The 24,156-nt window shown below is 61.3% G+C and carries 24 protein-coding genes; 10 read left to right on the top strand and 14 right to left on the bottom strand.

Annotated elements, in window-relative coordinates; translation table 11 throughout:
* Window positions 1-121: 121 nt before the first annotated feature.
* Window positions 122-1,849: a 2-oxoglutarate dehydrogenase, E2 component, dihydrolipoamide succinyltransferase gene (sucB, locus tag DDD63_RS07010; protein ID WP_108715773.1), complete on the bottom strand. Its 1,728-nt coding sequence runs from the start codon at window positions 1,847-1,849 to the stop codon at window positions 122-124.
* Between the two features lie 11 nt (window positions 1,850-1,860).
* Window positions 1,861-3,237, bottom strand: a complete 1,377-nt coding sequence (lpdA, locus tag DDD63_RS07005) for a dihydrolipoyl dehydrogenase (RefSeq protein WP_108715772.1) — start codon at window positions 3,235-3,237, stop codon at window positions 1,861-1,863.
* Window positions 3,238-3,556: 319 nt separating this feature from the next.
* Between lpdA and DDD63_RS07000 the strand changes: the two genes are divergently transcribed.
* Genes DDD63_RS07000 through DDD63_RS06990 form a run of 3 tightly spaced genes read left to right on the top strand, consistent with a single transcriptional unit; the run spans window position 3,557 to window position 5,480 of the window.
* Window positions 3,557-3,889 (top strand): oxidoreductase, encoded by a 333-nt coding sequence (locus DDD63_RS07000; RefSeq protein ID WP_108715771.1) that lies wholly within the window; start codon window positions 3,557-3,559, stop codon window positions 3,887-3,889.
* A 51-nt stretch (window positions 3,890-3,940) separates the two neighbouring features.
* Entirely contained in the window at window positions 3,941-4,456 is a 516-nt protein-coding gene (locus tag DDD63_RS06995; protein WP_125482459.1) for a hypothetical protein, read from the top strand.
* Between the two features lies 1 nt (window position 4,457).
* Complete coding sequence (locus DDD63_RS06990; protein ID WP_108715769.1) at window positions 4,458-5,480, top strand: quinone-dependent dihydroorotate dehydrogenase; 1,023 nt, start codon at window positions 4,458-4,460, stop codon at window positions 5,478-5,480.
* Here the strand turns inward: DDD63_RS06990 and DDD63_RS06985 are convergent, their stop codons facing one another.
* Window positions 5,481-6,356, bottom strand: coding sequence for a DUF3043 domain-containing protein (locus tag DDD63_RS06985; RefSeq protein ID WP_108715768.1), 876 nt, complete (start codon window positions 6,354-6,356; stop codon window positions 5,481-5,483). It abuts the gene before it with no gap.
* Window positions 6,357-6,650: 294 nt separating this feature from the next.
* On the opposite strand from DDD63_RS06985, the gene DDD63_RS06980 reads away from it, so the two are divergent.
* The 4 genes from DDD63_RS06980 to DDD63_RS06965 all read left to right on the top strand — a co-directional run bounded on the left by DDD63_RS06980 (window position 6,651) and on the right by DDD63_RS06965 (window position 11,108).
* Complete coding sequence (locus DDD63_RS06980; protein WP_108715767.1) at window positions 6,651-8,015, top strand: dipeptidase; 1,365 nt, start codon at window positions 6,651-6,653, stop codon at window positions 8,013-8,015.
* 145 nt (window positions 8,016-8,160) lie between these two features.
* Window positions 8,161-9,360 (top strand): glycerate kinase, encoded by a 1,200-nt coding sequence (locus DDD63_RS06975; RefSeq protein WP_164505485.1) that lies wholly within the window; start codon window positions 8,161-8,163, stop codon window positions 9,358-9,360.
* A gap of 303 nt (window positions 9,361-9,663) precedes the next feature.
* Entirely contained in the window at window positions 9,664-10,014 is a 351-nt protein-coding gene (locus DDD63_RS06970) for an iron-sulfur cluster assembly accessory protein (RefSeq protein ID WP_108715765.1), read from the top strand.
* A 47-nt stretch (window positions 10,015-10,061) separates the two neighbouring features.
* On the top strand, window positions 10,062-11,108 hold the full coding sequence (locus tag DDD63_RS06965; RefSeq protein WP_108715764.1) for an FKBP-type peptidyl-prolyl cis-trans isomerase: 1,047 nt from the start codon (window positions 10,062-10,064) through the stop codon (window positions 11,106-11,108).
* A gap of 114 nt (window positions 11,109-11,222) precedes the next feature.
* Here DDD63_RS06965 and DDD63_RS06960 read toward each other — a convergent pair whose 3' ends face one another.
* A complete protein-coding gene (locus tag DDD63_RS06960; RefSeq protein ID WP_108715763.1) occupies window positions 11,223-11,846 on the bottom strand; it encodes a superoxide dismutase in 624 nt (207 codons plus the stop codon).
* A gap of 295 nt (window positions 11,847-12,141) precedes the next feature.
* On the opposite strand from DDD63_RS06960, the gene DDD63_RS06955 reads away from it, so the two are divergent.
* Together DDD63_RS06955 and trpD are read left to right on the top strand one after the other, a co-directional pair.
* Window positions 12,142-12,567, top strand: coding sequence for a hypothetical protein (locus DDD63_RS06955; RefSeq protein ID WP_108715762.1), 426 nt, complete (start codon window positions 12,142-12,144; stop codon window positions 12,565-12,567).
* On the top strand, window positions 12,564-13,631 hold the full coding sequence (trpD, locus tag DDD63_RS06950; RefSeq protein WP_108715761.1) for an anthranilate phosphoribosyltransferase: 1,068 nt from the start codon (window positions 12,564-12,566) through the stop codon (window positions 13,629-13,631). The genes DDD63_RS06955 and trpD overlap by 4 nt, the downstream gene beginning before the upstream one ends.
* Before the next feature lie 271 nt (window positions 13,632-13,902).
* On the opposite strand, the gene DDD63_RS06945 is transcribed toward trpD, so the two are convergent.
* The 9 genes from DDD63_RS06945 to DDD63_RS06905 form a co-directional block, all read right to left on the bottom strand.
* Complete coding sequence (locus DDD63_RS06945) at window positions 13,903-14,973, bottom strand: hypothetical protein (protein ID WP_108715760.1); 1,071 nt, start codon at window positions 14,971-14,973, stop codon at window positions 13,903-13,905.
* Window positions 14,970-15,635, bottom strand: coding sequence for an ATP-binding cassette domain-containing protein (locus DDD63_RS06940; RefSeq protein ID WP_108715759.1), 666 nt, complete (start codon window positions 15,633-15,635; stop codon window positions 14,970-14,972). Before DDD63_RS06940 ends, DDD63_RS06945 begins: the two co-directional genes overlap by 4 nt.
* Window positions 15,626-16,669 carry a hypothetical protein gene (locus tag DDD63_RS06935; protein WP_108715758.1) on the bottom strand — a complete coding sequence of 348 codons (1,044 nt, stop codon included), beginning with the start codon at window positions 16,667-16,669 and terminating at the stop codon, window positions 15,626-15,628. Before DDD63_RS06935 ends, DDD63_RS06940 begins: the two co-directional genes overlap by 10 nt.
* Window positions 16,670-17,248 carry a hypothetical protein gene (locus tag DDD63_RS06930; RefSeq protein ID WP_108715757.1) on the bottom strand — a complete coding sequence of 193 codons (579 nt, stop codon included), beginning with the start codon at window positions 17,246-17,248 and terminating at the stop codon, window positions 16,670-16,672.
* Between the two features lie 742 nt (window positions 17,249-17,990).
* Window positions 17,991-18,341 (bottom strand): hypothetical protein, encoded by a 351-nt coding sequence (locus DDD63_RS06925; RefSeq protein ID WP_125482458.1) that lies wholly within the window; start codon window positions 18,339-18,341, stop codon window positions 17,991-17,993.
* Between the two features lie 91 nt (window positions 18,342-18,432).
* The gene (locus tag DDD63_RS06920) at window positions 18,433-18,909 is read right to left on the bottom strand and encodes a hypothetical protein (protein WP_108715755.1); all 477 of its coding nucleotides are present in this window, start codon (window positions 18,907-18,909) and stop codon (window positions 18,433-18,435) included.
* Window positions 18,910-19,213: 304 nt separating this feature from the next.
* Complete coding sequence (locus tag DDD63_RS06915) at window positions 19,214-19,441, bottom strand: Lrp/AsnC ligand binding domain-containing protein (protein WP_240611202.1); 228 nt, start codon at window positions 19,439-19,441, stop codon at window positions 19,214-19,216.
* 132 nt (window positions 19,442-19,573) lie between these two features.
* Window positions 19,574-21,469, bottom strand: coding sequence for a DEDD exonuclease domain-containing protein (locus tag DDD63_RS06910; protein WP_240611201.1), 1,896 nt, complete (start codon window positions 21,467-21,469; stop codon window positions 19,574-19,576).
* Between the two features lie 233 nt (window positions 21,470-21,702).
* Window positions 21,703-22,422 carry a DoxX family protein gene (locus DDD63_RS06905; protein WP_125482457.1) on the bottom strand — a complete coding sequence of 240 codons (720 nt, stop codon included), beginning with the start codon at window positions 22,420-22,422 and terminating at the stop codon, window positions 21,703-21,705.
* A gap of 281 nt (window positions 22,423-22,703) precedes the next feature.
* Here DDD63_RS06905 and DDD63_RS06900 point away from each other — a divergent pair, with 281 nt between their 5' ends.
* Entirely contained in the window at window positions 22,704-23,915 is a 1,212-nt protein-coding gene (locus DDD63_RS06900; RefSeq protein ID WP_108715753.1) for a pyrophosphate--fructose-6-phosphate 1-phosphotransferase, read from the top strand.
* Here the strand turns inward: DDD63_RS06900 and DDD63_RS06895 are convergent.
* Entirely contained in the window at window positions 23,912-24,127 is a 216-nt protein-coding gene (locus DDD63_RS06895; protein WP_108715752.1) for a hypothetical protein, read from the bottom strand. The two genes, DDD63_RS06900 and DDD63_RS06895, sit on opposite strands and share 4 nt — an antisense overlap.
* Between the last annotated feature and the right edge of the window lie 29 nt (window positions 24,128-24,156).

Raw genomic sequence — 24,156 nt, 5'->3', positions numbered from 1 at the left:
CAGATTGAAAGCGGGGCGCACCCTCAGGATGCGCCCCACACGCGTCGACCGACTCATACGCCGAGCCGCGAAACAGTCTCAGGTACCCCGATCAATCGATCACAGATCCCGAGTCGGCCTGTCAGATTCCCAAGTCAGCTTCGAAGTCACCGGCTTCTAGGCGTGCCTTGAGATCCTTGAGGTACCGCCCGGCATCCGCGCCGTCAACGAGCCGGTGATCGTAGCTCAGAGCCAGATACACCATTGAACGCAGTCCGATCACTTCATTTCCATCGGCGTCACGCACGGCGGCAGGGCGCTTCACAATCCCGCCGATGCCCAAGATCGCGACTTCCGGCTGGTTGATAATCGGTGTATCGAACAGTGCGCCGGTAGAACCAGTGTTCGTGATGGTGAAGGTCGACCCGGAGAGCTCGTCCGGCTTGATGGTGCTATTGCGGGTGCGTGCCGCGAGATCGTTGATCGCCTTTGCGATGCCAGCGATATTGAGATCGCCGGCGTTCTTGATCACCGGAACGGTCAGCCCCTTGGGAGCGTCCACAGCAATCCCGATATGCTCGTGATCGAAGTAGGTGACCTGCTTACCATCGATGGTGGCGTTGAGCTTTGGATGCGACTTCAACGTGTCAGTGGCAGCCTTGACAAAGAAGGGGAGGAAGGTCAACTTCGTGCCCTCTTTAGCCAAAAACTCGTCCTTTTTCGCTCCGCGCAAGGCGACAATCCGCGTCACATCGGCCTCAACGACGGTGGTCAGTTGAGCGGACACTTGCAGTGACTCCACCATGCGCTTGGCGATGACCTGGCGCAGGTGAGGCATCTTTTGCGTGGTTCCACGCAGGCCGACCGCGTCCTCCTGCGCGGGTGTGGCGGAGGAAGGAACTGCACTAGCCGCAGGAGCCGGAGCGGCAGCGGCGGCCGCTGCCGCAGCTGCTTCCTGCGCGGCCTTTGCGGCGTCTTCGACATCCTGGCGGCGGATTCTGCCTCCGACACCGGTGCCGGTCACGGCGGATAGATCAACGCCTAATTCCCGGGCGAGTTTACGGACAATGGGTGTCACATACCCTGAAGGCTCGGAATCCACTGCCACGGGAGCGGCGGCTTCGCGTTGAGCAACTGGTTCCGCTACGGGAACAGGAGCCGGGGCGGGAGCGGCGGCTGCGGGAGCGGACGCCACGGGCGGGGTCTGCGGAGCGGGGGCCGGTGCGGCGGTGGTTTCGACGGCGGAAGTAATCACGCCTTCTCCGACGTATGCCAGCACGGTTCCGACGGCGACTGATTCGTCTTCCTGCACGAGAATCTGCTGGAGAACGCCGGAAGCGGGCGAGGGAACCTCGCTATCGACCTTATCCGTCGACACCTCAAGAAGTGGCTCATCCACCTCAACCGCGTCGCCGACCTGCTTGAGCCAAGTGGTGACGGTGCCCTCCGTTACCGATTCTCCAAGTGCCGGCATTGTGACTGCTGATCCGGTGGCCGCACCTGCTACCGGTGCCGAGGGAGCTTCTGCCACAGGAGCTTCTGCCACGGGCGCGGGGACCGCAGGTGCGGGCGCCGCAGGCACCTGCGTCGGCGTTGCGGCCTCCGGCGCACCCTCGGCCGACGCGGCACCGGATCCGTCGCCGATATAGCCGAGAACGGTCCCGACTTCCACTTCCTCATCCTCTTGGACGAGGATTTGCTCCAGGATGCCTTCGACGGGCGCCGGAACCTCGGAATCAACCTTATCAGTCGACACTTCCAGGACCGGTTCGTCGAGAGAAACGGCATCTCCCACGTTCTTCAGCCACGTTGTGACGGTTCCGCTCGTGACGGACTCGCCGAGTGCGGGCATTCTAATTGGTTCGGACATCATTCCTCTTCTCAGTTGTGGGTGTGGAGCGGTTTTCCGGCTAGAGCCAATACGGCCTCGCCGATGGATTCGTTCTGGGAGGGATGTGCATGGATCAGGCCATCGAAGTCTTCGGGGCTGGCTTCCCATGCCACCATGAGCTCGCCCTCGCCGATTTGTTCGCCCATACGGGCACCAATGGCGTGGAAACCGAGGATCGGTCCGTTCTTCTCACGCACGAGTTTGACGAAGCCCTGCGTGCCGAGCATCTGCGACTTGCCGTTGCCCGCGAGGTTGAACTCGACGGTTTCGACATTGTCCTTGCCATAGACTTCTTCAGCCTTGGCCTGATTCAAACCCACCGATGCGATCTCGGGGTTGCAGAAGGTCACCCGCGGGATGTAGTTCTCGTTAATGGGCCGTGGATTAAGCCCGGCGATTTCTTCGGCGACGAAGATACCCTGCAAGAAGCCGCGGTGCGCGAGCTGCAGCCCGGGCACGATGTCGCCGACGGCGTAGATTCCGGGCACGTTGGTACGTAGCCGTTCGTCGGTGAGGACGAAGCCGCGATCCATGGCAATACCTTGTTCTTCGTATCCGAGATTGGCGGTGGCAGGACCCCGACCGGTGGCAACGAGCAGGTAGTCGGCGACGTAGCCCTTGCCGTTCTGTGTAAAGACGGTTACTCCCGCCTCCGTCTGCTCCACACGGTCGAACATGGTTTTGGTGACGAATTTGATGCCCCGCTTGCGGAAGGAACGTTCCAGCATCTTTGAAACGGCTTCGTCTTCATTCGGAGCGAGGTGCGGAAGCGCCTCGATAATCGTCACCTCAGCGCCGTACGATGCCCAGATCGAGGCGAACTCGACGCCGATCACACCGCCGCCGAGAATGATGACTGAACCGGGCACTTCATTCATGCTGAGCGCCTGATCCGATGTAATAACCCGCCCGGTGATGTCCAGACCGAGTGTTTTCGAGTATGAGCCGGAGGCCAGGACAATGTTCTTCCCTCGGTAATGAGTGCCGTTGACCTCGACAGTGTGCTTGTCGACTAGGCGTCCCCACCCTGCAATGGTGTCAACGCCGCGGCTAGAGACTAGGCCGGTCAGCCCTTTGTACATCTTCTGGACGACGCCCTCCTTATAGACATTGAGGGCTTGCATATCGATGCCTTCGAATGCTCCGCGCACGCCTATTGACGGCCCTTCGCGCATCTCATCTGCGACCTCTGCCGCGTGCAGAAGTGCTTTGGTGGGAATGCAGCCGCGATGTAGGCAGGTGCCACCCACCTTGTCGGCCTCGATGAGCCCGACTTTCAATCCGAGTTGGCCGACACGTAAAGCAGTGGCGTATCCACCGCTTCCCGCGCCGAGCACGATTACGTCGTATTCCCTGGTTTCAGCCACGTCCCTCTCCCTCGAGCAGGAATCGACTAGCAGCTTCAGCTAGTACCTTAGTCCCAATTATCCACATGGGGCGGAGAAAAATTAACCCCTCACCATTGTGCCATGCATGACGTGTGATTTTACCTACATCGCCTACGCTGTGGGCGTGTGGGCGTATTCGTCTGACATCGCCGGATTCGCCCGGCTCCGTGTTTGGGCTGCGGGTTTGCGCCTGAGTGAGGCACCGACGTCGCGTGGTGCGAATCCGATGCCTACAATCTTGCGGACAGCAAGCGGGCCGATAGTGGGCGTACGGGTGTTGGCCGCGTAGGCTTAGAACATGGGTTTATTCTCTCGCAGGCGTTCCGCCGCTTCTGCGCATGGCTCCTCGCGGCGTGAGCAGAATGCTGCCAAGGCCGCGACAATAAAGCATTTCCAAGAGTTCGTCGCTAGCCGGCAGGGGGTTGAGGCATACTTCGAACCGGAGACACCGCGAGAACAGTCAGCGTTACTCCTCGTGGCTCGCGACGGTGAATGGACTCGTCGTCGGATACCTGATCCAAGCTCGGGAGCGCAGCTCGCCCAGGAATTGGGCATTCCGTTCTATGAGGTTGTGAAGACGGGGTACCCCGATGCCATGCGTCAGTGGAACCGGCGGCAGGAGCGCCGCTGAGATTCGCGATTTGCAGGTGTAGGTTTCAACGGGGCACAATCCCTCAGGCGCATGAAGGTAGCGCCTATCGGCGAGAGGAGAAGAATGGGCGACGCGGGTGAACCCATGGGAGAGAGCACGGCGATTCCCGCTCAACATGGTAATCAAGCTCTACCCGATGATCGGACGACGGCGCACGGCTGGCCGCGTATTCTCCTCTTCCTCCTTGCCGCGGGCGCGTTGATATTCTCCTGGCGGGGGGTCGTGGCATCCACCGTGGCCTTCGGTGACGGCGACGTATCCGAGGCAGGCCTGACGCTGGTTTCCGACATGTGTTGGATCGCCGGTGCCGTCGGCATCATTCACAACGGTAGGCGAATGCGCCGCCTGGCGTGGGCCACCTGGGTGATCAACGTGGTGATGCCTTTTGTGGCATTGGTCAGCGGCAATGTTGCCCTTGACAGGGTCAGCCCCTGGTTCGACGCCGGTGCAACGTATTTCTATCTTCCCGTGCCAGGCGCGGTGGCGGCCATTGCCTGGTTGGCCTGGTCATCGCCCTCGCAAATCGCGACTCGTAACGGAGGGTGAAATGTACCGGTCCGTTTACGACCATCTACTGGTTCATACCGATCCGGAACAGGCTCACCATTGCGCCATGCGAGCGATCGGTGCTTTCGGCAGAAGCCCGCTGGCACCGCTCGCGGCGGCAACGATTGGTTGGCGGGGCGGTGAACAGCTGCGGGGTTTGCTCGCTCGGCCGGTGCCCGGGCGGGTTGGATTGGCGGCAGGTCAGGATAAGGACGCCTCGGCCATTCTCGGCACGGTGGCACTCGGTTTCGCCTTTACCGAGATTGGTACCATCACACCATTGCCGCAGCCCGGTAATGATCGGCCGCGGCTCTGGCGTATTCCTCAGCAGAACGCGTTCCGTAATCGCATGGGATTCAACAACCCGGGTGCCGATGTTGCCGCACAGCGCCTAGCCGAGCTGCGAGGCACCAAGCGGGGCCGGGCCGCCGTCGTCGGTGTCAACATCGGTAAGAACAAGTGGGTCAGCGCTGCCGATGCGCCGGCGGATTACGCCACCTGCGCATGGAAACTGGCACGCTGGGCCGACTACCTGGTGATTAACGTCTCTTCTCCCAATACTCCCGGGCTACGCGATCTGCAGGCGGTTGATGCGTTGCGCCCAATTGTGCGGGAGGCGCGGCAGGCAGCGGATGCCGCAGCCGGTAGGCGCGTCCCGCTACTGGTGAAGCTCGCGCCCGATTTGCTGGACGACGATATAGCCGCCATCGCGACCTTAGTTCAAATAGAGGACCTTGACGGCGTCGTCGCCGCCAATACGACCATTGAGCATGGTTTTGGCGAGGGCGGGCTCTCGGGCGCGCCGCTGTTCGAGCGTGCGGTCGGCATTGTCTCCGCGCTGCGCCGGGACCTCGGGCCTGACCGAATCATTATCGGCGTCGGAGGCATCTTCAGCGTTGATGACGCCAACCGCATGATCAACGCCGGCGCCGATCTGCTGGAAATCCTCACGTCTTTCGTTTACCGCGGCCCGACGTTCCCTGGGCGGCTCAATCGGGCATTGGCCCGGCCAACGGCGGCATAGCTACGTTGCGGCAGGGCACAAAACGCAAGTGATCCGTGCCCGTGCCCAAGGCTCCGCGCGGTCGCGGTGGAAGACGAAGCGACAAGGAGGGCCTGCCGGTCGCACTGCGAGGCACCGGGCTGCCGCGGTGGGAAGCGGCCATGGCAGGGGTGAAGACTGCGGGTGCTGGCAGCTACCGCAGCTACTTTCGACCCGGCGGGCGGACCTCGCCTCCCGTACGTCCGCCCCTGATCCGCCTTCGGGGAACTGGCCACGCTTGACCTGTGGGCGGGGCAAGCGCCAGCGTCGCGGATAGAAAGTCCGCGTGAACATCTGCCAGAAGAAACGGGGCGGCACCTTATCGTCGCCGAACTTGTGTTCCGTCAGGAGGCGAACGCGGCGCACCATGAGCACCGAATAAATGGCCACCAGGATGAAGATCGCGTAGATGGCGAGTACGAGGTACTGGAAGGCGACGTTTCCGATCAAGGTCTGAGTGAACATGGCGACGAGCAGAATCAGGGCCAGCGGCATGAAGATCACAGCGGGGGAGAAGCGCGCATCAATGCAGTCCCGTCCAAAACGGCGGACCGGACCGGCATGTTGCGGGGGCATGAACCGCTCGTCGCCGGTTTTCATTGCGCGTTGTTCCCGCTCCCAGCGTGCATTGCTCTCCGCCCGCGACTTGGCGCGTTCTTCTTTATCGAAGGCTTTACGTTCCTGCTTTGTCATACGTGAACGGTCGGACACGATCGGGCGACGGTTGCGTGCCTCCACGTCTTTACGCCGTGGGGTGGGCGCGCCTTTCGCCGGCGTGTAACCGCGAGGAAGCTTGGTTGCGGGCGCCGCCGTCTGCTCCGTGGGGTCCGATTCCTCTTCCTTCTTACGACCGAACACTCTGACTCCATTACTTTGCCGTTGTATTACTGGGTGCCAAGCCGAGGCGGATGTTCAATCGCACCCGACTGGCCCCGGGGCAGACTACCACGCCGCGTGGAGAGTAGCCGCCACTTTCACAGTGTACGTGCAGGGCGCGGCGAGCTCCATTTCCACGAAGAGGCCGAGCGAGCGGGAACAGCATATGGCTCCACGGCGAGGACTTCCCTCCGCAGTCTCCGTGTACCCTCTGGTGTCTCCCCGTACTCCCTGGTGTCTCCGGGTATTCCCTGGGCAGCGCGGTAAGCTAGGTGAGTGAGTACTTTTGAGGAAATCGCGTCGAGGGTTGACGCGCAGTTGCCCGATACCCGTGCCGAGCTTGAAAGCTTAGTGCGTATACCGTCCGTCTCGTCGCCATCATTCGACCAGAGCCAGGTACGTCGCAGTGCCGAGGCGGTTGCGGCCCTGGCGCGACAGCGCGGCCTGGACGCCGAGGTCATCGAGCTTGTCACCTCCGCCGGTGAAGAGGGGCGCCCCGCGGTGCTCGCGCATAGGCAGGCCGCTCCGGGTAAACCCACGGTGCTGCTCTACGCTCACCACGATGTTCAGCCACAGGGATCTCTTGCGGGATGGGCACAGGACGATCCCTTTGAGCCGGTTGAACGCGATGGTCGGCTCTACGGCCGGGGAACGGCAGATGACAAGGCCGGAGTAATGGTGCATATGGGTGCCTTGGCCGCTCTGGGCGATACAGGTTTGGGCGTGACGCTTTACGTTGAGGGTGAAGAAGAGGTCGGCTCGCCGACATTTCGCGCATTTCTCGAAACCTATCGTGATCGCCTCCGTGCCGATGTCATCGTCGTGGCCGATTCGAGCAATTGGAAGGTCGGTGTGCCGTCGCTGACGACATCTCTGCGGGGAGTCGTCGATGTAACCGTTCGCGTTGATGTTCTGGATCATGCGCTCCACTCGGGAGCGTATGGCGGACCAATTCTCGACGCACCGACGCTGATGACACGCCTGTTGGCTACGCTGCACGGCGACGACGGATCGGTGGCGGTGTCAGGTTTGGTCTCGTATGACGCGGCCGCCGTCGAATACACCGAAGAGACCCTGCGTTCCGATGCGGGACTGCTGGACGGCGTACAGCTGGCCGGGCACGGCACGATAGCTTCCCGGCTGTGGACGCAGCCAGCCATCAGCCTCATCGGTATGGACATCACCAGCTGCGCGGAAGCATCGAATACGTTGATTCCATCGTGCACGGCGCGGTTGTCACTGCGCATCGCCCCCGGTGACGATCCGGAGCGCGCCGGGCGTGCACTGGTCGAGCACCTGGAAGCACACGCCCCGTTCGGCGCGCGCGTCGTTGCGACGGTGACAGAGACCGGCCCGGCATTCAAGGCGGCTGATGAAACGCCGACGTCGACGGCGGCACGGGAGGCGTTGCGGCGCGCATGGCAGACCGAGCCGGTCGATATCGGGGTGGGAGGTTCCATCCCCTTCATTGCGGACTTGGCCGAAGTGTTTCCGAAGGCGGAGATACTCGTCACGGGAATCGAGGATCCGGACACGCGGGCGCATTCACATAACGAGTCGTTGCACCTGGATGATTGGCGTCGTGCCATCGTTGCTGAGGCAACACTTCTGGCGCGACTGGGCGGGGATTTGGCATCGTGATGCCGAGTGACTTCGCGGCGCGGTCGGTACTGCGAGGCGGTCGAGTGGCACTACGGCCCGGCCTAGTAGCACAAGCCAGTGTTACCGCCCTAGGCCGTGTCACGGCATGGGCCACTGTCACGGCACGAGTCGGCGTCGTAGCGTCATGAGAGTGTTACTGGCATGTTCGCCCCTGCCAGGCCTCACCGGCACCGAAGTGGCCGAGTTGGCACGAACGGGATGGCTTGCGCAGCGCCCTGCTGATCGCATAACCGCCTACCCCGTGTCGGACGGTGTTTCGGTTCCCTTCGTGGGTTCCGGCCTGCCCGAAGCCTTGTTGAAGGAGCCCACAGAGTATCCGCTTGGTAGGGCTGACAGTCGGCGTTTCGCCTTCCGGGCAGGTGACACTGTGGTGCTTGACTACAGTCAGTTCTTGAACGACGCGCCCGCCACCGGCGCTTTGCAGTCGAGCATGGCCGTGGGTGAGGACCTTGCGTGGGCGTGCGCGAATGGAGCGAAGCGCATCGTGGTGGCGCTCCCGGCACCCGGCTACTGCACGGATATGGGGCTGGGGATGCTCGCGAGCTTGGCCGATGTGCGGTTATCATCCGGGTGGACCGCCACAGATCCGGTTCCGTTCGCACTGGCACCCGCGCTTGAACGGGCTGCGGAAGTCCTTTCCGACGTCGATCTTGTGGTACTGGCGTCAGGGGAGCAGCGCTTGCTCGGTTTCTCGGGCGTCGCACGAACATGGGCATATCGGGGGATGGATCCCGAACGTGCCCAGGAATTCTCCCGTGCTATGGGCGCCGTGGCGCAGGATGTATCCGAGGCAGCGGCGGCGAGGGCGAATACTCGGCCGTTGCTGCCGTTACATGGCGAACAGAAGACCGACCGACCGGAACGCGGACCTTTCAGCGGTGCGGCTAGCGGAGTCGGTTTCATACTTGACTCCTTAGGGGGCCGCCTCATGTCCGTCGGATGTGCCACCGTCAGCGAGCGTTTGCGTGAGGAGGCGCGCCTCACGGATCTGTTCGTCTACGCGTGTGCAGCAATCGACGAGAGTATTCCCTCAGGTTTGCAAGCCGCGATTGAACTTGCATCTGCAGCAGCGATCCCCATCGTTGTCATCTACGATTCCGGTTCGCTGCGCCGGGGCGAGCTTCCCCGCATGGGCTTGGACGGCGCCTACCAGTTGCGTCCCGAGGAGGCGTGGCGGGGCGTCGGTCGGCAGCGAGAATATGCCGAGTCGGGGGACGACGTCGCGGTGACGGGCACACGAGCGAAGCTGCCGGGAGATGAGTTGCAGGAGAGGTTGTGGAGCGTGACGGGGCGTGTCGCACGCACTTGGGGGTGGGATGCCTGACGGCGGACTTCGCTCATAGCGGCGGTCGGCCGAAAAAGCAGGCAGGGGCGTCATCCGCTTGCTGTCATTCGCACGGTACATGAAACCGAAGACGCACGACGAGCCAAGGGACGCAGTTGCCCGGTGTAGCGAGACCGGTAACGTGTGGCGAAGTAAATTCTCCGGGCGAAACTGGGGCCGGAATGCCGAAAAGCCGCGGCCGCGTTACAAATGGTGGCCGAATGCGGCGGCGAGGCTCTGGCATGGTGGGGCTTGGTCGCGTTAGGCTGACCTGGTACACCAATTGCATGCTGGAGGACAGCAATGACAGAGACACTTGATACGGCAACTCACAATGTCACCTTGACCGCTGATGCGGCCGCCAAGGTGAAGTCCCTACTGGAGCAGGAGGGGCGTGATGACTTGCGTCTGCGTATCGCGGTGCAGCCGGGTGGCTGCTCCGGCCTGATGTATCAACTTTACTTTGATGAGCGTCTTCTCGATGGCGACGCCGTGCGTGATTTCGACGGCGTCGGGGTCGTCGTCGACAAGATGTCAAAGCCTTATCTTGATGGTGCGACGATTGGTTTTGCCGACACCATTGAACGGCAGGGCTTTACGATCGATAATCCCAACGCCGTCGGTACTTGCGCCTGCGGCGAGTCCTTCCACTGATCGCGCTGGCCTGAACTGGATTTTCCCTGCAAACCGATAGGCATTTCATGAGTAAACGCGTACTGGCCACGGTGATGGCCATGGCCTTGGCCGCGTCCCTCGCCGGTTGTGGCTCAGCCGATGATTCCGAGAACAGTAGTGGCGCCGACACGACTACCTCCGCGGCTTCTACCCCTTCCGCAACCCCCAGCGTGGGATCGTCACCCGTTGATGTGCTCGTTTCCGACAAGGGCATGCCGACGTTGGGTGAAGATGGCGACGGCCTGCCGGTGCTGGAGTTTCCCGATTCTCCTCCCCCGGAGCAGTTACAACTCTCAGTGCTTGAAGAGGGAGACGGTGCCGAGATAACTGCGGATTCTCTTGTGATGGTCAATTACGAGGGGCAGGTGTGGCAGAACGATAAGGCATTTGACTCCTCGTTCAGCCGAGGGGCACCGGCAGTTTTCGCTCTGTCCGGCCTCGTCGATGGATGGAAGTACGGACTGGAGGGGAGGCATGTCGGCGACAAGGTGATTCTGTCTGTCCCGCCGGAGCTGGGATACGGGCCGCAGGGCGGCCAGCCCTCCGCAGGCATCGAGGCTGACGACACCATCGTCTTCTATCTCGAGGTTGTCAACGCCTGGGATGCGACGAGTGCTGGCCAGGCTGATGCGGCCGTTGAGATGAACGACGAAGACCTACCAGTAGAAATCACCGGAGACCTTGGCCAGCCGGTGACCGAACTGGAGGTCAAGGACGGGCAATCTGCTCCCACGGAGGCGTCGACGCAGATCATTGCGCGCGGCAGCGGCGAAGAGGTGGCGAAAGATGGCTCTGCGGTCGTCGTTGCTTATGCCGCGATCTCGTGGGATGAAGAACTATCACTGAACACCTGGAAGCAGGACGATGACGAATCGGAGTCGGCTGAGTCCGGTCCGACGACCCTGCCTCTGGGCCAGGGAACAATCACGGACTCTTTGGCTGGGATCCCGGTCGGCTCGCGGGTCTTGCTGTTGATACCGGAGTCTGATGACTCTTCCGGGTCTACCCTCATGACACCGGCAATGGCGTACGTGGTGGACATCTTGGGGTACGTCCCAGCCGCACAGGGTTAGCGAGGGTCCAAGACGTAAAACGAGAGAGGCGGGGTACCTCCCCGCCTCTTTCTGTTATGTTTCGGCCAGCCGCACAGTCGCGACCACGGCGCCGGGCGAACGTTCCTAGCGCACTTAGCGCACGATCAGACCGGCGGCCTGTGCTTGTGCACTTGCCAGACGCGCCGCGGCATCCTCCCAGTTCACGATGTTCCAGAAGGCTTTGACGTAGTCGGCCTTGACGTTGAGGTAGTCGAGGTAGAAGGCATGCTCCCACATGTCGAGCATGAGCAAGGGGATCGTTCCCACCGGAACGTTGTTCTGCTGGTCGAAGAGCTGGAAAATGACGAGCCTTCCGGATACGGAGTCATAAGCCAGAACCGACCACCCCGAGCCTTGCAGGCCGAGAGCCGCCGCCGTGAACTGTTTCTGGAAGGCGTCGAAGGAGCCGAAGGAGTCATCGATGGCAGCGGCGAGTTCACCCTCTGGGCGGCCGCCACCGTTGGGGGAGAGATTGTGCCAGAAGATTGAGTGATTGATATGCCCACCAAGATTGAAGGAGAGGTTCTTCTCGGCCAGATTGATTGCCGAGAAGTCATCGGCCTGGCGGGCGGCGGCTAATGCGTCAAGTGCGGCATTTGCACCGGCCACGTAGGTGGCATGGTGCTTATCGTGGTGGAGTTCCATGATCTTGCCGGAAATATGTGGTTCGAGGGCCGAATAGTCGTAGGGAAGTTCGGGAAGCGTATAGGTTGCCACGTTGTCTCCGTTAGTTGGTTGTCCGCAGCGGCGCTGCGGGATTTGCCGTCCCGGCGATTCTCCGGAACTCTGGACAGATTCCAGTATAGAAAGTCGGGTGGGGTGAGTAAATGGACTCATTCACATTCTCCCGGTGGCGTTATCGCTGGGAGCATAGGCGCTGTGCGCCGAGCACAGTGCCTTGCACGATGGGGTGACCCAGGTGCTGTAGCCGGATACGCGAAGAACAGAAACTCGCTAAGATGTAGAAGTGTTGCACCGGCAAAGGCCGTCCCTTGAAACCACGGAGGTTCACATGGCCGAAGAGCATGCCGCCCCGGCGGCGGAGCAGGCGAAGGTCCACATACTCGTGTATTCGGACGACGCAACCACTCGGCAGGAGGTTCTTTCCGCCGTAGGGCGACGTGCGGGCGCGGGTCTGCCCGCTATCGTGTGGAAGGAGACGGCCACTCCTGACGCTGTGCTGCAAGAGGTGCGCGAGGGCGATTACGCCCTGCTGATCCTGGACGGTGAAGCGCCAAAGCTCGGCGGCATGGGGCTCGGCAAGATGGTGCACGACGAGGTTGACCCCGATCTTCCATTTATCGCTCTGATTGGGCGGCCACAAGATGAATGGCTGGGCCGCTGGTCGGGGGCAGAGGCAATCCTGCCCTACCCGATTAATCCGCGTGATCTTTCCGGCGCAGTGTCGGCCATTCTGGAGAAGAGGCTCGCGGCATGAGTGATACCCGGTCGTGGCCCGATCTCACCAGTAGGCTTATTAGCCACGAAGATCTCAGTAGCGAGGACACCGCATGGGCGATGGATCAGGTGATGTCGGGTGAGACGTCGCCGGTCGTCTTGGCGGGATTCCTTACCGCCCTGGCTGCGAAGGGGGAGACCCCGTCCGAACTGCGCGGCCTGGCGGATGCCATGCTGTCCCACGCGCTGCCTATTTCCGTTTCCGGGCCGGTTCTGGACATTGTGGGCACCGGTGGTGACCGTCTGCGCACGGTTAATATTTCCACGACGGCGGCGATGGTCATTGCGGCTGCGGGCGTGCCCTTGGTCAAGCACGGCAATCGTGCGAGTTCTTCGGCTTCGGGCGCGGCGGATTGCCTGGAGGCGTTGGGTGTTAACTTGATGCTGCCGGTGGAGGGTGTTGAGCGCTGTTTCCATGAGCTGGGCATTACCTTTATCTTCGCGAATGTTTTCCATCCCTCTATGCGTTTTGCCGCGCAAGCCCGCCGCGAGCTCGGTGTGGCAACGGCCTTTAATGTGCTGGGGCCGCTGACCAATCCGGCGCGGCCGGATCGTTGCGTGATCGGCGTATCAAGTGCGCGGCACGCGCCCATCGTCGCCGGCGTGCTGGCGGAGCGGGGGACCTCCTCGCTGGTGTTCCGTGGTGCGAACGGCATGGATGAACTGTCAGCAGTCACCTCGAATCAGGTGTGGGAGATCCGCGACGGCCATATTACCGAGTATGAACTTGATGCCGTGGAAGAGCTCGGCCTGGCGCCGGCCACAGTGGAAGATCTGCGTGGCGAGGATGCGGCGTTCAATGCCGATGTGACGCGGCGTGTGCTGGCGGGTGAAACGGGTGCGGTGCGTGATGCCGTCACATTGAATGCGGCAGCGGCCCTGGTGGCGGACGGTACGCGAAACGGTACGCGGGTGTCGGATGGTTCCTTTGCCCAGCGGATGGCGGCCGGGCTTGATATCGCGCGGCAAACCATCGATTCCGGAGCGGCATCCGATCTTTTGGATCGTTGGGTGACTCTCTCACAGAAGCTGGGCACGCCGTAGACCGTCTATGTGACCGCGGTGCCCTCGTTCAGTGCTGCTGTGTGGGTACTAAGAGGTCGACGCCACGGCAATAGACCGAACTGGGCGTGGCATAGCTGCGTGGGTGGAGGGTTCTGCTATGACATGCTGCCGCGCTCGCGCGAGCGCGGATCCAGTTGTCGCGTTGCACGAAGAGGATCCGAACTGGCGCCGCCCGCGAGCGTGGATCCCCTGCCCATGCTCCGGTCAGGTGCTTATGACTGCTACCGCGCGCGAGCCATGCATGGACGGCCTAACGGTCCTTGAAGTAGGCGAAGAGCTGTTTCTCCCGTGTGGATAAGAGGCCTGCACATATGCCCAGGTACGCCGAACATGCTGCGAGGGCCACTGTCCGCATGCTGGTGGTGAGAAGCGCGGCCGTATCTCCCGTCGGCAGGCCGGAGCCGAGTAGGTGAAGTACGAATGGAGTCAGCAGCAATGCGGGTAGCACCCAGGCCAGTGTTTCAAGGAACAGCATGAGTCCAAGCGCGGCGCGTGTGGCCCCGGCGTGCATACTGGAGGACAGCTCGACGCGGCGTCGTCGTACGGCTACGAATCCGAGGACGAGAGCGAGGCCGGCCGCCAGTGCCGGTACGAAGCGAGTGATGCGCATGGCGAAGCGGGCATTGCCATCAAATCCCGTACCTAGCGTGGTATTGAGTTGCGAAACAGTGGGATTCTCGGCTTGCGCGGAGGAATCGGGGTTGACGGTTGTACTGAGCAGCGAGCGCGTTTGCGGGGAGACGGGCCACACATCCACCCAGCATTGGTCGAAGGGCTCGATTGGCGCGGCGGGTAGGAGTGCGGCATAGCCGAAACCGGGGCTGCGTCCATCACTGGGATACACGTAGCTGCCGGTGATGGTGACGCTGCGTCCATCGCGCAGGCTCAGTTCGTCCCCCACGTTTCGCTTGACGGCGTCAAGTGCATCAGCGGACAGAACGACGCCGCTGGTTCCACCGGTGCCCATCACATTGAGAAAACCGGCGGTTGTCTCGAATACGGGAATCGGAGCCGAGGGAAGAACTGCGGTGGTGAGGTTTTCTCGGGTGGTGCGTACGGCGCCGGAGGCGCGTACACCGGGTATCGTGGCGAGGGCGTTGCAGGCGGGGCCATCGATCCGCCCCTGAGCCTCAATTGTCATGATTGACGCACCGACTGTGCGATAGGTGGTTGCGTCCGCCAACAGTTGGCGTGTTGTCAGTGCGTCCGTTGTTGCCAGGCCCAGGGAGAACAGGGCAAAAACGATGGCGAGAATCCCTGCCTTCGTTGTGTGGCTGGTGACGTTTCGCCAGGCTTCCCGGCAGATTGCACGCCATGTCATGAGGCATCCTCCGGTGTTTCAGCGCGCTGTACATCGGCGGTGACTCGTGCGGCGTCGTCCTGATAATTGCGCAGGTCAATGGCATCGGTGCATGCGGCCCGAGTCTGCTCGTCATGCGTGGCAATGACGACGATAACGTCCTGCCATGCGGTCAGCTCATGCAACGCGGCGTTGACCTCCCGCGAGGTGTGTAAGTCGAGTTGAGCGGTCGGCTCGTCCACGAGGAGCAGGTCGGGGTCGCTGGCGATACCACGGGCCAGCATGAGGCGTTGCGCCTCGCCGCCGGAGAGATGACGGAAGGCCTGCCCCGCAACGTCGCCGAGATGGAAACGCGCTAGCAGCTCCTCGGCCGCTTGATCCGCTTCCTTGCCGCTGAGGCCGCGCGCCAGCAGTGGGAAGGCGACGTGGTCACGTGCGGTGCGGCCGACTACTCCATGCGGATTCTGTAACACCCAGTTTGTGCGCTGAATACCGGTGGTGGTGATAGATCCTTCGGTCGGTTTCTCCCATCCGGCAATCAGTGAGAGTAGCGTGGATTTGCCCGACCCGGAGGGGCCGGTCAGAGCGTAAATGTGACCGGGCAGCAGGTGTTCCGTCAGGTGCCGGAACAGCCACGGATGCGTGCCGAAGCGGTGGCCCACCCCGTTGAGGTCTACCTGCATGCGGGTGATCCTTTGGGGTCGGCTGCGACCTCGCTAGGGGTAGTAGGGGCGTCGCCCACAAGCTGCACGAAGCTCTCGCCCAGTTCGGAACCGCGGATTTCCACCGCAATGGGTTCACCGTCACCGACGACGCAGGCTTGTTCTCCGGCGACGTCGTAGAGGGCTCCCGGTGGTACGACGAGGACGGACGTGGGGGTCGCCAAACGATAACTGGCACTGATTGTGGGTGTCTCGGAACTTACGGCGGTGGTGAAGGAGCTGGTCGCGGCAAAACGCTGGAGGACGGCAGGATCGCTGATCCGGCCCTTTTCGTCCACCGGTATTTCTTCTCCGTCAATGACGACGACGCGGGCCCCTGGTGAGGCGTTGGTTGGTAGTTGGAGAATGTGGGCTTCTTGGGCGCTGATGGGGAGAGTCGCCAGCGGCTCGCCCGCGCGGGCGTTGCCGCCCACACTGACTTCGCAGGAAGCCACGGTGACCTGTGGGGCGGGGATCCACAGGATACGAGAGAGTTCAATGGATTCGAGGTTCTTCTCCGTTGGGTCGATACCACGCACAATGTAGTTGAAGCCGGCGAGTGTATTGGCATCAAGTACGCCGGATGTGGAAGAGGAGTAGCCGAGCCGCACGAGTTCTTCTTGTAAGGCTCTCACGTCGGCCCCGGAATCTCCCAGGTGAAGGTCTCGCCACAACGGCTGGGATGTAGCCAGCGATATGAGGGCCTTTCCGTCAATGAAGAAGGTTGCGGTTCCAGAGTCGAGCGTGTTGCCTGGTGAACAGGTGCTCGCCGTGACGCGGCCGTCAGCGGGCGCCATGATTTCCGAACCACTCGTGGCCGTGAAAGCGAGTTCGACTGTGTGCTGATCGGCATATTCTCGTTCGGTCACCGGAACGGATGTCACGGGTTCGGGCGTTGCCAGCGACGTCGGAACTGCGGGGGAGAGGAAGGTCACCCCCGCGGCGACGCCCAATCCAATCCCACAGGCCAGGCCGATAAGACCCCAGAGAATTCGTGTGTGGCCGTTGTTCATCATCTAGCCCAACCCCAGTGGATCAGTTTCACACTTGGTCCATTCTTCCTGGTCTCTGTGGTTTTCGATCTCGCCGGTCTCGTAGAGGCGGTCGAGATCGGAAGGTGTGAATGAGCTTTCGACTAGATTGTTGTCCTTCAAGCATTGGACGACAAGTGGCTCCCAGTCCTCATTGTTGGGGTTGACCTTGATCTCATAGTAAATCCACAGGGCATCATATCCGGTGGATTGCTCGCACGCGCGCCGATCCCCTTCTTCCGAGTCTTCCTTTCCAGGAGGAACAGCATTTTGCGATCGCCCGTCAGAGTAAAACTCGACGTCTGTGTATCCCTTCTCCTCTAGACATGATGTCATGGCCTGTTCGGCTTCTTTGATCTCGGCTTCTGTGATCTCTCCGTCGGAGAGGATTGTCTTGGCGAACTCCGAGTCGGTGGAGTTATAGGCGGACTCGAATTCCTCCGCCCATGGCCCGGAGAACTGCGGGGAATTGCCGCTACTCTCGGATGGGCTCGTGCTGCATGCGCCGAGTGCGAAAGCGCATATGGCGATGATGCTGGTGAAACGTGAACGGTTGTGTTGCATTTATTCTCCTAGAGCCCGTGGGAAGGCATGAATCTTTTAGCGTTCTGAACGAGTTGGTGACTGGTGATCTCTGCAGTTTATCTCTCGGAGAGAACGCTGACTTTGTCAACTCTGAATCGTCATACGTTCCGTTCTCCTCCCCCATTTTTGAAACGCATGCTAAATGATGCTGGCACACCTACCCTAGTGGAACTTGTCCCTCGTTGTCATCCGAGTCGGCAACAAGGCAGACGACCTTCTGGGCGCTGGCAACAGTCCGATCTTGCTTTCGCTGCGGGATCCCCGGTACGGTCGTCGCGACTTTGCCATTAGAGAGCCTTGCGGATATCGTTCGTCTGCATGCATGCATTGGGGCAGCCCCGCACGAGGTCTTCAAGAGCCTACTGATTCTGCACCGCCATGCCCTTTTGATTTTGGCACACTAGAGGCAGAGCGAACCATGAGGAGGAAGGACTCACTCAACAGCTTCGAGACCGAAAACGGCTATCTGGTTCTGTATGCCAGACTAAACAGTCGTGTATACACTCCGGTCCGAAGAGGACATGAGGATAATGCAGTTTGGTCCGCGAAGGGACGGGCATCAACTCAGAGGCCCATAACGCCAGAACCCCTATCACATCGGAATCAGGGTAGTTTTTCGCTGCCCTGGCATTTGTTGAGACGCAACCTCTACCGAGTAGTTGCGTCTCAACAAATATGGACAACTGAGCCGCGTATCATTACGCGCTCGCGCTAATCACTTTTACCACGAACTTGAGGCGAGTACAGAAGCGGACACCCAGTCGCCCCAGCATACCCAGTTAGAGGAAGTCTTTCCCTTGCCGACCTTCTTTGCGTAATGCGAGACGACCTTACCCTTCTCTTTGACTCTATCGACATATTGCACCCAACCTCCGCAGGTGTTGTTCTTCGCCCAACCGCCGTTGGCTAAGACGCGCGTATAGCACAATGGTGCTGCAGACGCTTCAGGGGCGTCGACTGTTGCGACTGCAGTGAAGCCTGCTGTTGCAAGGCAGGTAGCAGCTGCGAGTCCCGAGATTCTCTTGAGTAGTGGCATTGTCTCTTCTCCTTTGTAGAGGTCGTAACTAGTCATAGCAACGATATTTTGTAACTGTACAGTTATGCATATAGCGTATAGGGAAGAATAGCTGGTGTCATTGTGCTGGGGTGACGCGTTTTAAGTCTCAGTGTCGGCGGTGTCGTTGTGTTACATAGGGATCTGCGCCTTGTACATGATCAATTTGGAGTTGACCGTGAACGAGCGTAAAGCTGCGACGAAGAGGGGCCCGACGTGCCTTGGCGCAGATTGGGCTGGTGAGACCCTGATTCTTGATCAGCTGGTCAAGTCGTTCGGGTGGCAGTGTGGATGTCGATCCCCCATCCGCATGGAATTCAACCCCGGTGTATCCTTTGTCTTCTGCGCACGAGATCATGGCCTGTTCGGTTTCTTTGATCTCGGCTTCTGTGATCTCTCCGTCGGAGAGGATTGTCTTGGCGAATTCGGAGTCGGTGGAGTTGTAGGCGGACTCGAATTTCTCCGCCCATGGTCCGGAGAACTGGCCGGCGTCGTCGGAGTGCTCTGTCGCTTCCGTACCGCACGCGCCGACGAAGAAGACACACGCAGCAACAAGAGTCAGGCGACGACGGCGACGACCTCGCATGCGGTGCTCCTTTGTTTCTTCGCACGATGTGGTACCCACACAACTCAAACGGAGCATACCACGTAACCCGAATGGTTACACGGATTACCTCCCACGTCAGGAATGGGAGTTCTGCCGGTGGCTTGCGCCCGGTCGCGGAACCGGATTACTTCCCACGCGAGGCATAGGAAGTAACACTAGACAAAGTGGCGCGAAGCGCGCGGAAGTAACAAAGGGTCGGGGCAACAGCGACTGCCGGAGACCGCGCCTAGCTGGGCCTTGCGCCGCAGGCATCGAATCGAATTGAGAAGTGGCCGCGGACCGGTCAGTCCAATCCGAGGTTGTAGGCTGCATCAAGATCGCCCTGCGAAAACTCGCGGAAGGCCAAGTATGTGCGCAGGCGTTTCACACCGGGAATCTTCCCGATCGCATCGGGGATCACCGAGGCAAGATCTTCGTGCTGCTTTACACGCACCAGTGCGACGATATCGGTATCGCCAGTCACCGAATAAACTTCGGCAACTCCCGGGGTCGAGGCGATCTGCTCGGCCACCTCGGGATACGAGCGACGTCGGCATCAATATGAACAATTGCCGTGGGCATAAGAACTCCTTCGGACCGGACTAGGTCAAGTCTATCTCTCGGAACGCGATACGGCGCCGTACTGTCCGGTTAGCCCATCCGGTTACCTCACCAGACTTGGCTGCCAACCGTCGATAAAGCGGCAGTCTTCCTCCGCGCTGGGAACGCGGTGGCGTGCTGCAGCGCGCCGTGGCAGCGCCAGGGGAACAGGCCCGGTAAAACTGAGCAGGCGTGTCTCCTTCTGCCACAGCCAAGCCAGCAGCAACTCGCTTTCTTCCACCGGTGCGGCACTCGCAGCCGTGGCAGGAGCGGAAACGGCTTCGCAGTGCTCCGCCAAGTGCCGTGCCACATCGGGCGGATTCTCCTGCTTCGACGCCCGTGCGCTTCCCGCCAGGCGGCCGTAGCGGATTACCGCCACGTCCCAGCCGTTCTCGCTGCGGGAGGCCGCGATAACCTCGGATGCCTGCAACAGCGGAAACAACCGCTCGCGACGTCGCTGGGCCGAAAGCACGGCAGCGAGCCGATCACGCTCCTCGGCCGCCTGCTCAAAGCGCTCCTGGGCCGCAAGCAGATTCAGGCGTTCCAGCTGGCGTTCCCACAAGGAATCACTGGCGCCGGTGAGCATCTGCTTGACGTCCCGCACGGAACGCTCCCCGGCGGCGGTGTCGGCTGAAACACAGGGTGCGCAACAACGTCCCAGTTCCAGCAAGTGGCATGCCTGGGCACCGGGGCGTGGGGTGCCCGGAAGTACCCGTGTGCAGGTACGCAGACGCGAAACATCGGCGAGTAGTGTCGCCGCCTTGCGGGCCTGACTAGTGGAGGAGAACGGGCCAAGCGCATCCGGCATGGCGTTTGCAGCAAGGTTTCGTGTGACTTTGAGGCGTGGATGCGGTTCATCGGTCAGAACCAACCAGGGCCGTCGATCGGGGCGGCGGGAGCGCCGATTGTAGGGCGGATCCAGTTCCGCGATCAGACGCAATTCGAGCACACTGGCCTCCAAGGCTGTTGCCGTAGCGGTGACGTCCACCCGAGTGGCCAGATCAATCATTTCCGCCATGCGTTTACGGCGCTCCGCTGCGGTGAAGTACTGGCGTACTCGCTGATAGAGGTTGACCGACTTCCCGACATACATCACTTCTTCCCCCGGACCTATGAAGCGGTAAACCCCGGGGGAGTGTGGCAGTCCGTCGGCTAAAACGGCTTTTCGCCGTCGCTTGGCGGGCACCGGATCGGAGGCGGTCAGCAAATCGTCCAGGTGCGTGACACCGAGCGGGCCGAGACGGCCGAGCATGGCATGAAGAACATCAACGGTGGCGCGGGCGTCGTCAAGCGCACGATGTGAGGGAGAGACGGTGGCGTGACAGATGCGCGCCAGTGTTCCGAGCTTGACGTTCGGCGCCTCCTCGCGGGTGAAAACGCGGCGGGCCAGCTTCACCGTGTCGAGGATCTTCACGCGCGGCCACGGCAGGTCCAGGGCGGTTGCTGCCGCTTTGAGGTGGCCGACGTCGAAGCGGGCATTGTGAGCAACCAGCACGGTATCCGGTGAGGTGCCAAGAAACTCCAGAAAACTCGGCATCACAGCCTCGATCTGCGGAGCACGCATCACCATGGCGGTGGTGATCCCCGTCAGACGCGTGATGAACGGAGAGATCGGCTCGTGAGGGTTTACCAGGGTGGCGAACTCGCCCACGAGTTCACCGCCGCACACCTTCACCGCTCCAAATTCGGTGATAGAACGTAGCCCCGGCGTGCCACCGGTTGTTTCCAAGTCGACGACGACGAAGGTGACCTTCTCCAGCGGCAGACCAAGATCGGCGAAGGAGAGTTGTGTAGCCACTTCGGTGGGCTCGGCGGGCGCAGTGGTCTGTTCGGCGTGCCCGGATCGCGGCGTTTGTGAGGCCGCGGAGCGCACGGCAGTGTGCTGGGACAGCCGTATCCGCCGGATGGGTTCCAGATCCAACCGTGCTCCGGGGGCAGGTGCCGTCAGTGATTCCTTCACGTCGCCAGCTTAAGACGCGCCTCCGACACATAGTAGAGCCGACACGGCCAGATGGTGCCACCGATCAGGCCTGCTCGGGCTCACGTGGTGCGTGTCGCTGGTGAGCGGCGGCCTGCCACTACACTCGGGCGCCGTCGATAGACCGGACGACGTGTATGTGCCCGACCGTTATAGGCAATGTGGCCGTCATTGGTCTGCGCGAGAGACGACGACTATAGATGGCCGCTGTGCCACTACACCCGGGCGCCGTCGTCGAAGGGGTCAATGTCGTCATCGCGCGGAGAGCTGGCGAACGCCGCGAAAGCACCGAGAATGAAACTTGCGGCTATCATCGTGCCGGCGAGGCCGCCGCTGCCGGGTAGGAGGCCGATGAGGATGGCAATGGCACCGGCGAGACTAAGGCCCGCAGCAACCCACAACGCGACGGCAAGAGGGGATACCGGAGTGTCATCGGCCTCCGGGATCTGCGCAAGAACGTCGTCCTCATAAGAAAAGAACTCGTCGTCATCTTCGCTCGCGGGGGTCCAGTCACGTGGGCCGCCCAAGGGATGCGAGTCCGCCTCACCTGTGGGATGCGTAGGACCGCCAAAAGCCGGGGACGCACGATCATCGGCCGGTGCCGCATCAGTGTTCGAGGGTGAGGCCGTGCCCGCATTCGTACCGCGACGGCGGGCAGTCGAGCGGAAGAATGAAGGGGACTCCTCTGTAGAGCCGGTGTCCGAAAGGTTCTTGGCATTGCCTGTGTCAGTGGTTTCCCCTGCATTGGCAAAGCCTGACGCGCCACCCGAAAACAGCGTGGAAGAAGAGCTTGCACGGTCTTTCGCACCGCGGCCGGTCGGGATATCGGAAGTATCCTTGCCGGGAAAGTCGAGATCGGAAAGATTAGCGGTGATGTCCTTCCAGGCGGCGTCGAAATCGCCGTCGGACATCTCAGAACTCGGCGTAACTGGCATAACTCCAGCATAGCGAGCACATCGAGCGATGCCGGGGTATCTCGCTGACGGCTAAGCCGTGCCTATACGTGGGGCAGCGCCGGATGCCACCCGTGGCCGGGACACTTTCCCCACATCCGCCCTACTCCTCGGACTTGGCGAGCTGACGCCACCCGTGGCCATGACGCTTGTGTGTGAAATGCCAATGCCCAGACCGGTAGACTAAGCACGAGGCGGCGCTGCCGCCGCGTATTACTCCGCCCGTCTTCGGGCACAACCCAAAACTCAAGGGAAGGTTCACGATGACTGTCCGTCGCGTTGCTCTGCTCACCGCAGGCGGTTTCGCCCCCTGCCTGTCCTCCGCCGTCGGCGGATTGATCGAGCGCTACTCAGAAATTGCTCCTGACGTGGAGATTATCGCCTACCAGTACGGCTACCACGGCCTGCTAACCGGCAATTTCGTCACCATCGATGCCGAAGGCCGCAAGGATGCCGCTATTCTGCACCGCTTTGGAGGTTCTCCGATCGGTAATTCCCGCGTCAAACTGACCAACGCCAAGGATCTGGTGGAACGCGGCCTCGTCAAGGAGGGTGAGGACCCACTGCAGGTGGCGGCCGAGCGTCTGCGCACCGACGGCGTCGACGTGTTGCACACCATCGGCGGTGACGATACAAACACCACGGCGGCTGACCTGGCTGCGTACCTGCACGAGAACAATTACGAACTGACCGTGGTCGGCTTGCCGAAGACTATCGATAATGACATCATCCCGATCCGGCAGTCCCTCGGTGCTTGGACCGCGGCCGAAGAGGCCTCAGGCTTTGCTCAGCATGTGATCGCCGAGCACCGGTCCAATCCGCGCATGCTGATCGTGCATGAGGTCATGGGTCGCAACTGCGGCTACCTCACCGCGCAAAGCGCCGCCTACTACCACGACTGGGTCGGCAAGCAGGAGTGGGCGCCGTCGCTCGGGCTGAGCCAGGAACGCTGGGATGTGCATGCCGTGTACCTGCCGGAGATGGCGCTAGACATGGACGGTGAGGCCACACGCCTGCGCGCCATCATGGATGAGATTGGCAATGTCAATATCTTCCTCTCCGAGGGCGCGGGTATTGACGAGATCATCGCCGAGAAGGAAGCCGCGGGGGAGGAGATCCAGCGCGATCCCTTCGGGCACGTCAAGCTGGATACGATCAACCCGGGTCAGTGGTTCGCCAAGCAATTCGCGCAGCGTATTGGTGCGGAGAAGGTTATGGTGCAGAAGTCCGGATACTACTCGCGCTCCTGGCACGCCAACCCCGATGATCTGCGGCTGATCAAGTCGATGGTTGATCTTGCCGTGCAATGCGCGCTAGAGGGAGCATCCGGCGTGATCGGGCACGATGAGGAGAATGGTAACGTGCTCACGGCCATCGACTTCCCGCGCATCAAGGGAGCCAAGCCTTTCGATATTACGCAAGAGTGGTTCACCGATCTGATGAGCGAGCTCGGTCAGGAAGTCCGCGGACGCTAACCATTACCCGTTTCGGCAACGCAACCGCTGTTCAACCTGCTGGTGATTCTCCGGGTTTTCCGCAGTTTTCCGCGAATAACCCGGAGAATCAGCGTATAACCCGGATATTCCGGCGATTGATACGAATAGAGCCGTCCGGGAACCTCAACCGAGACTATCGTGTACCGCGAATCTGTGGACGTGAAGGGAATGTAAGCAGGGGCGGTGGACATGCCGCCTTCAAGCGCGGCATTGCCGGTAA

Source organism: Actinobaculum sp. 313 (assembly GCF_003073475.1).
Classification (GTDB): Bacteria; Actinomycetota; Actinomycetes; order Actinomycetales; family Actinomycetaceae; genus Asp313.
The sequence above is the reverse complement of the archived record's forward strand: the minus strand, read 5'-3'. Positions and strand labels throughout refer to the sequence as shown.

Coding starts and splice junctions, on each gene's coding strand:
- DDD63_RS06945 (WP_108715760.1), bottom strand. CDS start 14,973: ATGACATGGCGTGCAATCTGCCGGGAAGCCTGGCGAAACGTCACCAGC.
- sucB (WP_108715773.1), bottom strand. CDS start 1,849: ATGTCCGAACCAATTAGAATGCCCGCACTCGGCGAGTCCGTCACGAGC.
- DDD63_RS06920 (WP_108715755.1), bottom strand. CDS start 18,909: ATGCGAGGTCGTCGCCGTCGTCGCCTGACTCTTGTTGCTGCGTGTGTC.
- DDD63_RS06940 (WP_108715759.1), bottom strand. CDS start 15,635: ATGCAGGTAGACCTCAACGGGGTGGGCCACCGCTTCGGCACGCATCCG.
- trpD (WP_108715761.1), top strand. CDS start 12,564: ATGAGTGATACCCGGTCGTGGCCCGATCTCACCAGTAGGCTTATTAGC.
- DDD63_RS06970 (WP_108715765.1), top strand. CDS start 9,664: ATGACAGAGACACTTGATACGGCAACTCACAATGTCACCTTGACCGCT.
- DDD63_RS06900 (WP_108715753.1), top strand. CDS start 22,704: ATGACTGTCCGTCGCGTTGCTCTGCTCACCGCAGGCGGTTTCGCCCCC.
- DDD63_RS06975 (WP_164505485.1), top strand. CDS start 8,161: ATGAGAGTGTTACTGGCATGTTCGCCCCTGCCAGGCCTCACCGGCACC.
- DDD63_RS06905 (WP_125482457.1), bottom strand. CDS start 22,422: ATGCCAGTTACGCCGAGTTCTGAGATGTCCGACGGCGATTTCGACGCC.
- DDD63_RS06955 (WP_108715762.1), top strand. CDS start 12,142: ATGGCCGAAGAGCATGCCGCCCCGGCGGCGGAGCAGGCGAAGGTCCAC.
- DDD63_RS06935 (WP_108715758.1), bottom strand. CDS start 16,669: ATGATGAACAACGGCCACACACGAATTCTCTGGGGTCTTATCGGCCTG.
- DDD63_RS07000 (WP_108715771.1), top strand. CDS start 3,557: ATGGGTTTATTCTCTCGCAGGCGTTCCGCCGCTTCTGCGCATGGCTCC.
- DDD63_RS06930 (WP_108715757.1), bottom strand. CDS start 17,248: ATGCAACACAACCGTTCACGTTTCACCAGCATCATCGCCATATGCGCT.
- DDD63_RS06995 (WP_125482459.1), top strand. CDS start 3,941: ATGAAGGTAGCGCCTATCGGCGAGAGGAGAAGAATGGGCGACGCGGGT.
- DDD63_RS06965 (WP_108715764.1), top strand. CDS start 10,062: ATGAGTAAACGCGTACTGGCCACGGTGATGGCCATGGCCTTGGCCGCG.
- DDD63_RS06895 (WP_108715752.1), bottom strand. CDS start 24,127: ATGTCCACCGCCCCTGCTTACATTCCCTTCACGTCCACAGATTCGCGG.
- DDD63_RS06990 (WP_108715769.1), top strand. CDS start 4,458: ATGTACCGGTCCGTTTACGACCATCTACTGGTTCATACCGATCCGGAA.
- DDD63_RS06925 (WP_125482458.1), bottom strand. CDS start 18,341: ATGACTAGTTACGACCTCTACAAAGGAGAAGAGACAATGCCACTACTC.